The organism is Streptomyces sp. NPDC093591 (assembly GCF_044764885.1).
Lineage (GTDB): Bacteria > Actinomycetota > Actinomycetes > Streptomycetales > Streptomycetaceae > Streptomyces.
This window is the reverse complement of the sequence record NZ_JBIWIY010000003.1, coordinates 381,800-392,617: the sequence shown is the minus strand read 5'-3', so window position 1 is coordinate 392,617 and position 10,818 is coordinate 381,800. Positions and strand designations below refer to the sequence as shown.

Genomic DNA, 10,818 nt, shown 5'->3' with positions numbered 1-10,818 from the left:
GCCCGCGCGCGGGGGGGGGGGGTTCGGGGGGGCGGGGCGGGGGGGGGGGGGGGCGCCCCCCCCCCCCCCCCCCCCCCCCCCCCCCCCCCTCCCGGTGTGTCAGCCGGGCAGCGCCCATGCGTACGGCCCCTCTGGATCGTCCAGCCACGCCCACTCGTGCTCGCCGCTCACGGTGATCCCGTACCGCTCCCGCGGCGGCTGTCCCTCGCGCTCCCACAGCGCGTACGCCTCCTGCGGATCGAGGCTGCCGCGGGTCAGGGCCAGCAGGAAGCGGAACAGCTCGTGCTCCCTGGCCCGGCGGGGCAGCCCGCCGACGTGAGCGGGCTCCGTTTCGGACAGGCTGCCGCCGCGCAGCGGCACGAAGTAGGCGGGCGTGTGCAGGAAGCGGCCCTCGGCGTGCTCGGCGTCGTGCACGACGAGGGCGACCAGGCCGGTGGCGAGCGGCGTGAGGATGCGGGCGCCGGGGCGGCACTGGGCGAGCCAGGCGCGGGGGATCGACCGCAGGGTGCAGGTCGCGATGATCCGGTCGAAGGGGGCGCGTTCGGGTACACCGCGCGCGCCGTCGCCGGTGACGACGACGGGGTGGTACCCGGCGGCGGCCAGGTGCTGCCGGGCCGACTCGGTGATCTCCGGCTCCAGGTCGACGGTGGTGACGAGGCCGTCGTCGCCGAGCCGGTGGGCGAGCAGGGCGGCGTTGTAGCCCGTGCCCGCGCCGATCTCCAGGACTCTGTTGCCGTCCTCCACCTCCAGCGCGACCAGCATCATCGCCATCAGGGACGGCTGGCTGCTGGAGGAGAGCAGCTCGCCGTCGCGCAGCCGGGTGGCCAGCGGGGTGTCGAGGTACGCCCCGCGCACCCAGCGCTCCCGCGCGGCCGGGTCGGGGCTCTGGCCCCAGCGGCGCTCGTAGCCACCGGCGACGCCGACGTAGTAGTACGGCACGAACAGATGCCGCGGAACGGCGGCGAAGGCCTCCCGCCACACCGGGTCCTCGGCCCACGCCCCGCTCGCGTCGATCTCGTCGACCAGTGCGGCCCGCGCCGAGGCGGCGACGTCGGCGAGCTCCTCTGCGTCCCTGCCGAGATCCTGCGCGCTCATACGTCCACTGTGCTGCGGCGGACGGCACGAGGCGAGTACCGCGGCCGGAACCGAGGGCTCGGTACCGGTGGTCCTAGGCCTTGAGTCCTGGTCCGCCCGGTCTGAGACCATGGGTGGGTGAATGAGATTCGGCGCGGCACGCTTCAGGAGCAGACCTTCTACGAGCAGGTCGGCGGGGAGGAGACCTTCCGCCGGCTCGTCCACCGTTTCTACGAGGGTGTCGCCGAGGACCCGCTCCTGCGGCCCATGTACCCCGAGGAGGACCTGGGCCCGGCCGAGGAGCGGCTGATCCTGTTCCTGATCCAGTACTGGGGCGGCCCGACGACGTACAGCGAGAACCGCGGCCACCCCCGGCTGCGGATGCGGCACGCCCCCTTCACCGTCGACCGCGCGGCCCACGACGCCTGGCTGAAGCACATGCGGGTCGCCGTCGACGAGCTCGGCCTCTCCGAGGAGCACGAGCGGACGCTGTGGAACTACCTGACGTACGCGGCGGCGTCGATGGTGAACACGGCGGGCTGATCCTGCCTGCCGAATTGCCGCCTGGGTCTGCCCCTGCGCGCCGCCCAGGACGGCTGCGGTCTGACGACTGCGGTCTGACGGCCGCGCTCTGGCAGCTGGGATGCCCGGAGCGCTCGTACGGCCGGGGTCGGTGTGCCCGGTGAGGATCGGCTCGTACGGCCGGGATCAGCGGGCCCGGCGGGAATCAGCTCGCACGGCCGGGATCAGCGGACGCTGACGTCCAGCGCCCCGAGCCCGGCCCTGCGTACGGCGATCGACCCGTACGGCGTGCGCAGCCTCAGCCACGCGCCCGACGAGAACAGCGCCAGGTGCGCCGCGTCGGGCGCCTGCGTGCCGCCTCGTACGCGTAGGAAGCCCAGCGACTGGGCCGCGTGCACGGCCCGTACCGGAAGCCGGGTGTCGCCGACCGTCCGGGACCAGATCTCGCGTCCGATCCGGTCGAGTTCGGCCCGGGTACGCCGCTCGGGCGCCAACTCCTGCGTACGGGACCGGAACTCGGCGACCCCCGCCCTGACCATGGCCTGCAGCTCGCCCGGCGCCGGCAGCCCCGCCTCGGGTCGCCAGCCACCGCGCGGCGGCAGCACCCCGGCCCACGGCGGACCGGTCACCGCGGCCGGGACGACGGCCGTGCCGGCCGCCTCGTCGACGGACTCCAGCAGCTCGCCCGCGGACACGGTCACGTCCAGGGTGACGTCGAGCCCGTTCTCGTACGGCTTCGCCAGTCGTACCGCGCGGATCGCCAGCACCTCGAAGGACGGCGGCCGCCCGAAGACGGCGAGCGCGGTACCGGCCGCCTGCAGGCGCACCGCGGCGGAACGGTCGTAGTGGATCAGCCGGGAGAGGAAGGCCGCGAGATCCGCCGCCTCCCCCTCGTCGGCGAGGTGGAGCACCGTCATGCGGCGACGGCCTCCTCCTCGTCGTCGTCCGTGTACTCCTGGAGGAACTCCTTCTCCTCCGCGGTGATCCGGCGGGGCCGCTGCGCTTCGAAGTCGAACGGCACTATCACCGTCGACGCGCGCACATAGACGAGATCGTCGTCCTTCACCTCGTAGGTGAGGGTGAAGGACGCCGCCCTGATCTCCGTGACCCACAGCTCGATGTCCACGGGGGTGTGCCGGTGGACGAGCTGCCGCTTGTAGTCGATCTCGTGGCGCGCCACCACGGACCCCTGCTTGAAGTCCTTCTCCGGGCGGAACAGGAAGTCGATACGGGCTTCCTCCAGGTAGCGGAGGAAGACCACGTTGTTGACGTGGCCGTACGCGTCCATGTCCGCCCAGCGCAGCGGGCAGCGGTAGATGTGCCGCAAGATCGATCAGCCCCGGGTCAGCTTCTTGTAAGTGGCGCGGTGCGGACGCGCGGCGTCCGGCCCGAGCCGCTCGATCTTGTTCTTCTCGTACGACTCGAAGTTGCCCTCGAACCAGAACCACTTGGACTCGCCCTCGTAGGCGAGGATGTGGGTGGCGACCCGGTCGAGGAACCACCGGTCGTGGGAGACGACGACGGCGCAGCCCGGGAAGTCGAGCAGCGCGTTCTCCAGGGAGCTCAGGGTCTCGACGTCGAGGTCGTTGGTCGGCTCGTCGAGGAGCAGCAGGTTGCCGCCCTGCTTGAGGGTGAGGGCGAGGTTCAGCCGGTTGCGCTCACCACCGGAGAGCACGCCGGCCGGCTTCTGCTGGTCGGGTCCCTTGAACCCGAAGGCGGAGACGTAGGCGCGGGACGGCATCTCGACCTGGCCCACGTTGATGTAGTCCAGCTCGTCGCTCACGACGGCCCAGAGGGTCTTCTTCGGGTCGATGTTCTCGCGGCTCTGGTCGACGTACGAGATCTTGACGGTCTCGCCGACCTTGATGTCGCCGGAGTCGGGCGTCTCCAGACCCTGGATCATCTTGAAGAGGGTCGTCTTGCCGGCGCCGTTGGGGCCGATGACACCGACGATGCCGTTGCGGGGCAGCGTGAAGGAGAGGTCGTCGATGAGGACCTTCTCGCCGAAGGCCTTACTGAGGTTGTTGACCTCGACGACGATGCTGCCCAGGCGCGGCCCCGGCGGGATCTGGATCTCCTCGAAGTCCAGCTTCCGCATCTTCTCGGCCTCGGCGGCCATCTCCTCGTAGCGGGCCAGACGCGCCTTGGACTTGGCCTGCCGCCCCTTGGCGTTGGAGCGGACCCACTCGAGCTCTTCCTTGAGCCGCTTCGCCCGCTTGGCGTCCTTCTGCCCCTCGACCTTCAGACGGGTCTGCTTGGTCTCGAGGTACGTGGAGTAGTTGCCCTCGTACGGGTACGCACGCCCGCGGTCGAGCTCGAGGATCCACTCGGCGACGTTGTCCAGGAAGTACCGGTCGTGGGTGATGGCCACGACGGTCCCCGCGTACTTGGCGAGGTGCTGCTCCAGCCAGTTCACGGACTCGGCGTCGAGGTGGTTGGTGGGCTCGTCGAGCAGCAGCAGGTCAGGGGCTTCCAGCAGCAGCTTGCACAGCGCGACACGGCGCTTCTCACCACCGGAGAGGTTGACCACGGGCCAGTCACCGGGCGGGCAACCGAGCGCGTCCATGGCCTGCTCGAGCTGGGCGTCGAGGTCCCACGCGTTGGCGTGGTCGAGGTCCTCCTGCAGCTTGCCCATCTCGTCGAGGAGCGCGTCGGAGTAGTCGGTGGCCATCAGCTCGGCGATCTCGTTGAACCGGTCGAGCTTGCCCTTGACCTCGGCGACACCCTCCTGGACGTTCTCCAGGACGGTCTTCTCGTCGTTCAGCTTGGGCTCCTGCATCAGGATGCCGACGCTGTACCCGGGCGACAGGAACGCATCACCGTTCGACGGCTGCTCGAGCCCCGCCATGATCTTCAGAACGGTCGACTTACCGGCACCGTTCGGGCCGACGACGCCGATCTTCGCCCCGGGGAGGAAGTTCAGGGTGACGTCGTCGAGGATCACCTTGTCGCCGTGCGCTTTGCGCGCCTTGCGCATGGTGTAAATGAACTCAGCCAAGAGAAACCGTCCGGCAGCTTGAAATCTGGCAGTGGGCAGATACACCCCATCTTGCCGTACCGCTACCCCTGGGTGGAAACGCGTATGACAGGCAGGCTCTGACCTGGGGTTTCACTGCCTGTAGGCCTACGTCACGGCTAGGGATGCTCCTTGGACGGCAAGCGATGTCGCCGCCGGCCGTCGTCCGTCTCGGCTCACGCCAGCGCAGTCACCCGGTCGCGGCCGGCCGGTACCGCACGTTCACCGCGGCCGAGCGGTCGTCGCCGTTGAGCAGCTCCAGCCGTACGGGGGAGCCACCAGGGGCATCGAACAGCCGGATTCCGTCGCCGAGGAGCACCGGCGCGATGTGCAGGTCGATCTCGTCGATCAGTCCGCGATCGAGGAGCTGGCGGCCGATCGTGGGCGAGAAGACTTCGAGGTTCTTGCCGCCGGCCGCCTCCAGCCCGATCCGGACGGCGTCGGCCACATCGCAGCTCAAGAACGTCACGCCCTCGGCGGGCTGCGCGTCGTCGGGGTGATGAGTGAGGACGAACAGCGGCCCCTGCCATGCGCCGCCGTAGATGTTGCCGGCATCCGGGTAGGCGTCCCAGCCGTCCCGGCCTCCGAGCACGGCGCCGGTGGTCTCGGCGTACTCCTCGACCAGGCCGGGCCGATGCGAGACTCCCGTCATCCAGTCCATCGCATGATTCGGCCCCGCCACGAACCCGTCGAGCGACATCGTGAAGTGCCAGAGCACCTTGCCGCCGGCGGTCTGTCGTTCCGTGCCGTCCACCGGCGGGCCGGGTGTGGTGTCGATGCGCTGCGAGCTGTCTGCGGTGGGCATGATCAATCCCCTCTGGGCGGGCTTCGGGCGACCGTCGTACGCATAGACCCGGCGCGCTTGCGAAACTCATCGAGATCAAACTCATCGAGATCGATGACAGAACGACCCACCACCGACTCCGCTGCGTCGGTCAGCTGAGTAGGTCAGCCGACCCGCCCCGCGATGAGGCGCGCACACGTCAGGGACTCGGTGTGAGTCGTGTCCACCTCCAGGTCGTAGGCGACACCCTCGTGAACCACCTCCGCCTGCAGCGCGGCCATCCCCCGGCCCCGGTCTCCCCGTGCGATCTCACGGCCCGCGGCGACCGTGCTCTCGCACCTGACGCCGACCCACAGCACGGTCAGTCCACCGAGAGCCTTCTCCCAGCGCTGCTGGGACGCCGCGCCGCCGAGGAAGACGTCGTCGACGATGATCCTGGCGCCTGCGCGGGCCATCGCCGCGATGCCCTCCATCCAGGTCGCCTCCAGCGCCATGAAGTCCGCTCCGACGTTCACGCCGCCGTCGGCGGCGAACGTGATCCCCGCGTCCGACGTCTGCATCTTGGCGGGCAGGGCGTCGACGAACGAGTCGATCCCGAACGCCGGCCACGGGTCCGGCAGTACGGCCTGCAGGCACCGTACGATCCCGGACTTCCCCGAGCTGGAACCACCGTTGAGGATGATCACCTGAGTCGCCACCGCGCCACAGTAGGGCGCCCGCGGCTCGGCACGAAGCGAATTTCGGCAGGCGGCTCGGTCCGCGTTGCAGATGGCTTCGAGGGGGCCGGGCCACGGCGGCCCGCACCCCCTCGGCGCGTCACCTCGCGCTCATGCGCCCCTCGCGCCGGCGCTCAGCCCTGCGTCCGCGCTTCCTTCTTCCGTACGAGGACCAGAGCCGCGCCGCCGATCAGGACCAGGCCGATGGCGATGCCCGCGATCAGGGGGGTCATGGTGGACCCACCGGTCGCGGCGAGGTTGGTGTCGTCGGATGCGGTACCGACCGTGGCGGGGCTCGGCTCACTGACGGTCTGGGTGACGGTGCCGGTCTTGTCGGCCTCGGTCGCCTGCGTCATGCAGTCCAGCACGCCGGTGAAGCGCTGCTCGAAGCCGGCCGGGCCCTGGATGGTGAAGTCGTAGGCCTGGTCCTCCTGGAGCGGAACCGTCACCGTGCGCGACTTGCCCGCCGGGATGCTGTACTCGATCCCGAGCAGTTCGAAGGTGAAGGCCTCGTCGCCCTTGTTGACCGCGGTGATGTCGACACCGCCCTTGTCGCAGTTCTCCACCGCGGACAGTGCGGGTATCGCACCGGTCCCCGCCCAGGTCGCGGTCGCCGTCGCCGACACGGTCGACTCGCTGGAGCCGGCCAGGATCTGCGTCTGGCTGCGGCTCTCCGCGGCGAAGGCCCGGCCCACCGGCACGGTCGTCGAGGCCTGCACGGTCAGCTCGGCCCGGCCGTCCGCGGCCTTCTCGGGCACCTCGAAGAACACCTGACCGCCGTCGGCCGCGGAGGTGACGGCCTTGCCGTCCTTGTCCACGATCCGCACTCCGCTGGTGGCGGCGTCCGCGGGCGGCGTCACCGTGACGCTGCCGGCGTTGGTGTGCACCGTCACCGGACCGAGCCGCTCGCCGGGGTGGCCGGAGACGGCGGGCGGGTCCAGCGTCAGCGACGCCTCAGGTTCGGCCACGGCGCGTGCGCTGCGCTCCAGGTAGTCCGCGAGCTTCTCGGCCTGCGGGTCGGCGGCGTCGACGTCCACACCGTCGGAGTAGCGCCAGATGGCCACCTGGGTGCCGGCCGCCGCGTCCTGCTCGGTGAGGCCGCCCTTGACGCCCGCCTTGCCGGCGAGTGCCGCGAGGTCGTTCACCTGCGGGTAGGAGTTCTGCAGGATCCAGCGGATCTTGCCCGCGTCCTTGTTGGCGCCCAGCGAGGTGCCGCCCCAGGACGTCTCGTGGTACTTGGCGTCGCGCTGCGTGGGGTTGTGGATGTCGACGCAGTACGTCTGCAGGGTGCCGCCGCCGTCGACGGACATCTCGAACAGGCCCGCCGAGATCTCCTGGTCGCCGGAGTCGGTGTGGACGACCGCCGCGCCGTATGTCTTCAGGCCGCCTATGGTGGCGGTCGCCCCGCCCTGGCTCCGCGCCGTCGCGTCGGCCGCGGCCGTGCCCGCGCCGGCCATCACCGAGGCGGCGACGAGCCCGGTCAGCAGGGTCGAGGCGGCGAGGCGGGCAGCCGTCCCTCGTCCGCGCACCGACAGCGCGGAGAACGCAGAAAACACAGAATTCCCCTTCGAGCAGGACCCGTTGACGTGGGGGATGGGGTCCCACCAGCAGAATCAGAAGCCCCTGGAGCTATGTCCGGCATCCTAGGGACGCGCCGCACCACGCTTCCCTGTGATCCCGTCGGAGGGTCGATCCGACTCGGAATCGTTATCGCCAAGATCCGTTGCGAGCAGGGCTTATCGACAAATCCACCGGGGTCGTTCGGAACGCATTCGTCGATAAGCCGCAGTTCGGTCAGCGTCGGCGTCGGCTGTCGGGCGTGACTGACGTCACGTCACTGCCACTGGTTCCGGAGCCCGTTGGGCTTCGCTCTGCGCGGGTTGCGTCTCCCAGTCGGGCTCGGGACGGTCCGGCGCGGCGGCGGCTCCGGCCTCCGGCCTGGAGGCGCGCCGGAAGGCCGAGGTGCCGCGGGCGAGGTCGTGGCCGATCGCCACCGCGTCGATGTCGGCCGAGGTCCAGCTCTGCCCCTCGCGTACGTCCGAACGCACCTTCAGCCTGCCCTGCACCACGACGGGATCGCCCACGTTCAGCGACGCGGCGGCGTTGGTGGCGAGCTGCCGATTGGCCCACACCGTGAAGAAGTTGGTGTGCCCGTCGGTCCACTCGTTCTTCCCGCGGTCCAGGTAGCGCGCGGTCACCGCCAGCCGGAAGCGCGCGGACGGTCCCGTCGGCAGGTCCCGGTACACGGGTTGCGTGGCCACGTTGCCCACCGCGCAGACGATCGTCTCGTTCATCTCGAACCCCTCCCTCACCCGGCCACGCCGGCCGGGCGGATACACGTACGGGCCCGTCCCGTACGGCTGCGTCCGACATGACGGCCGCGCACCCCTGGCACGTCCCCGGGACGTCTCTCGTACGTCCCCGGTACGTCCCTGCCGCCGTCACCGCGATCGACCGCTTCCGTCGCGATCGCCGCGAAGCCAGACTGCCTCCGCCGGGCCGAGCCCGCTGAGCCCTGTGGATCACCGCCCGCCTGTGGATATCTCCGCCACCCGGACGAGTGATCCACCGGATCCATCGGCGCCTGCCCAAGGTCGCCGCAGGGCCCGAGCCGCCAGGGCCCGAGCCGCCCGCGTGCCCTCAGTTCACCCGGCAGTTCACCCGGCCGTTCACCCGGCCGTTCACCTCGCTCTTCACCTCGCCGCGACCCCCGCCCCCATCACACGCCCGTACTGCTCCCGAACCTCCCGATAGCGCAACAGCTCCGCCGCCACCGGATCCAGCACCCGGGCCCGCCCGCACCCGGCCGCCGCCTCCCGCAATCGCCGCTCAGCCTCCAAGCCGTACCGCCGTGCCGGCCCCCGTGCCGCGATCCGGCACCCCCACTCGACGAGCGGACCGCCGACGATGCCGGCCACCATCAACAGCACCGGCACGCCCAGGTTGGGCGCCATCACGCCGATGATCTGCCCCACCAGCCAGAGCCCGCCGACGACCTGAAGGATCGTCATGGCGGCCTGCACCAGGACCGCCGCCGGCCACCAGCCCGGCCGCGGCGGCCGCCCCGGCGGCAGTCCGGCCCGCGCGGCCAGGTCGTCCAGCGCCTCGGGCAGCCCCTGGGACCCGCGTACGGCCGCCTCACGCACCGCCTGTGCCCAGGCGGGAGGCAGCCCGGCCGACGCGGTGTCGGCGACCGTACGCACCGCCTGTTCGACGCGCTGCCGCGCGGTGGCCTCCTCGTCCGTCTGACCGCGCAGGGTCAGGCGTCCCGTCGGTGCTTCGCCCCGGTCCTGGTACCAGCGCCACAGCCGCAGCCAGGGCGTCCCGCACGCGCGGTTGGCGTTGCGCAGCCACGCCCGCTCGGCGGCCTCGCCCGCGGCAGTGGCGCCGATCGCGTCCGCGAGCCGGGCGGAGAACTCGTCCCGCGCCTCCTCGGTGAGCCCGGTCCGCCGACGCGCCGCGTACGCCGGCCGTAGCCGCCACCCCGCGGCGTCCACGTCGGCCGAGATCCGGCGCGCCGCGGCCCCACGCTCCGCCACGAACTGGCCGAGCGCCTCGCGCAGGTCACCGACGCCGTCCCCGGTCAGCGCGGACAGCGCCAGCACGGTCGCGCCCGGTTCGCCGTGCTCGCCCAGCGCGATGCCGTCCTCGTCCAGCAGCCGCCGCAGGTCGTCGAGGACCTGGTCGGTGGCCTCCCCGGGCAGCCGGTCGATCTGGTTCAGGACGACGAACATGATCTCGGCGTGCCCCGCCATGGGCCGCAGATAGCGCTCGTGCAGCATGGCGTCGGCGTACTTCTCGGGATCGACGACCCAGATGACCGCGTCGACGAGCGCCAGGACGCGGTCGACCTGCTCGCGGTGCTGTACGGCCGCCGAGTCGTGGTCGGGCAGGTCGACCAGGACGAGCCCGCGCAGCTGCCCGTCCGCGGTCGCGTTCTGTGCCGGGCGCCGCCGCAGTCGTGGCGGGATGCCGAGCCGGTCGATGAGGCCGGCCGCGCCGTCGCTCCAGCTGCAGGCGAGGGGCGCGGCGGTCGTCGGCCGCCGTACGCCCGTCTCCGAGATGGTCACTCCGGCGAGCGCGTTGAAGAGCTGCGACTTGCCGCTGCCCGTGGCGCCGGCGATGGCGACGACGGTGTGCTGACCGGAGAGCCTGCGCCGCGACGCCGCCTCGTCGAGCACCTTGCCCGCCTCGGCGAGGGCCTTGCTGTCGAGCCGGGTGCGGGAGAGCCCGACCAGTTCACGCAGCGCGTCGAGCCGGGACCGCAGCGCCCCGTCGTACGCGAGCGGCGTCACGACCGGCGAGCCGACGGCCCGCGGCTCCACGACGGCGGGCGGTTCGGAGGCGGCGGCCTCGTTCACCCGCCGCGCGATGAGCCCGTCGTCCCAAGGGGTCGCGGACTCCGCGCCGGATGGGGAGTCCGTGCGGGAGGAGGACTCAGTGCGCGCCGGCGACTCCGTACGCGAAGAAGACGAAGACTCCGTACGGGAGGGCTCAGCGCGAGACGAGGACTCCGCGCGCGAGGAGGGCTCCTTGCGCGAAGAGGGCCTCGGACGCGAGGAGGATTCCGTACGAGAGGAGGGTGGCTGCGGACGCGAGGCGAGCGGCGTACGGGGCGAGGACGGCTCCTTGCGTGACGCGGGCGACTCCTTACGCGACGAGGGCGGCGTACGACGTGAGGCGTCACCGGGCTCCTCGCCGCCGGC

General features: G+C 71.5%; 10 protein-coding genes. 1 reads left to right on the top strand and 9 read right to left on the bottom strand.

Annotation, left to right across the window (positions count from 1 at the left end):
• Positions 1-99 precede the first annotated feature (99 nt).
• Positions 100-1,095: a methyltransferase domain-containing protein gene (locus tag ACIREI_RS08410; protein WP_403328910.1), complete on the bottom strand. Its 996-nt coding sequence runs from the start codon at positions 1,093-1,095 to the stop codon at positions 100-102.
• Between the two features lie 117 nt (positions 1,096-1,212).
• On the opposite strand from ACIREI_RS08410, the gene ACIREI_RS08405 reads away from it, so the two are divergent.
• Entirely contained in the window at positions 1,213-1,617 is a 405-nt protein-coding gene (locus tag ACIREI_RS08405) for a globin (protein ID WP_403328908.1), read from the top strand.
• 203 nt (positions 1,618-1,820) lie between these two features.
• Here ACIREI_RS08405 and ACIREI_RS08400 read toward each other — a convergent pair whose 3' ends face one another.
• From ACIREI_RS08400 to ACIREI_RS08365, 8 genes are all read right to left on the bottom strand, one after another.
• Positions 1,821-2,513 carry a hypothetical protein gene (locus tag ACIREI_RS08400; protein ID WP_403328905.1) on the bottom strand — a complete coding sequence of 231 codons (693 nt, stop codon included), beginning with the start codon at positions 2,511-2,513 and terminating at the stop codon, positions 1,821-1,823.
• The gene (locus ACIREI_RS08395) at positions 2,510-2,923 is read right to left on the bottom strand and encodes an acyl-CoA thioesterase (protein ID WP_403328902.1); all 414 of its coding nucleotides are present in this window, start codon (positions 2,921-2,923) and stop codon (positions 2,510-2,512) included. The genes ACIREI_RS08400 and ACIREI_RS08395 overlap by 4 nt, the downstream gene beginning before the upstream one ends.
• Before the next feature lie 6 nt (positions 2,924-2,929).
• Positions 2,930-4,594: an energy-dependent translational throttle protein EttA gene (gene ettA, locus ACIREI_RS08390; RefSeq protein WP_403328900.1), complete on the bottom strand. Its 1,665-nt coding sequence runs from the start codon at positions 4,592-4,594 to the stop codon at positions 2,930-2,932.
• A gap of 208 nt (positions 4,595-4,802) precedes the next feature.
• On the bottom strand, positions 4,803-5,417 hold the full coding sequence (locus ACIREI_RS08385) for a dihydrofolate reductase family protein (RefSeq protein ID WP_403328898.1): 615 nt from the start codon (positions 5,415-5,417) through the stop codon (positions 4,803-4,805).
• 143 nt (positions 5,418-5,560) lie between these two features.
• A complete protein-coding gene (gene cpt / locus ACIREI_RS08380; RefSeq protein WP_403328895.1) occupies positions 5,561-6,094 on the bottom strand; it encodes a chloramphenicol phosphotransferase CPT in 534 nt (177 codons plus the stop codon).
• 152 nt (positions 6,095-6,246) lie between these two features.
• On the bottom strand, positions 6,247-7,668 hold the full coding sequence (locus ACIREI_RS08375; protein WP_403328892.1) for a Cys-Gln thioester bond-forming surface protein: 1,422 nt from the start codon (positions 7,666-7,668) through the stop codon (positions 6,247-6,249).
• Positions 7,669-7,941: 273 nt separating this feature from the next.
• Complete coding sequence (locus ACIREI_RS08370) at positions 7,942-8,406, bottom strand: single-stranded DNA-binding protein (RefSeq protein WP_403328889.1); 465 nt, start codon at positions 8,404-8,406, stop codon at positions 7,942-7,944.
• A gap of 399 nt (positions 8,407-8,805) precedes the next feature.
• A complete protein-coding gene (locus tag ACIREI_RS08365) occupies positions 8,806-10,473 on the bottom strand; it encodes a GTP-binding protein (protein ID WP_403328886.1) in 1,668 nt (555 codons plus the stop codon).
• Between the last annotated feature and the right edge of the window lie 345 nt (positions 10,474-10,818).

Coding starts and splice junctions, on each gene's coding strand:
- ACIREI_RS08385 (WP_403328898.1), bottom strand. CDS start 5,417: ATGCCCACCGCAGACAGCTCGCAGCGCATCGACACCACACCCGGCCCG.
- ACIREI_RS08370 (WP_403328889.1), bottom strand. CDS start 8,406: ATGAACGAGACGATCGTCTGCGCGGTGGGCAACGTGGCCACGCAACCC.
- ACIREI_RS08400 (WP_403328905.1), bottom strand. CDS start 2,513: ATGACGGTGCTCCACCTCGCCGACGAGGGGGAGGCGGCGGATCTCGCG.
- ACIREI_RS08410 (WP_403328910.1), bottom strand. CDS start 1,095: ATGAGCGCGCAGGATCTCGGCAGGGACGCAGAGGAGCTCGCCGACGTC.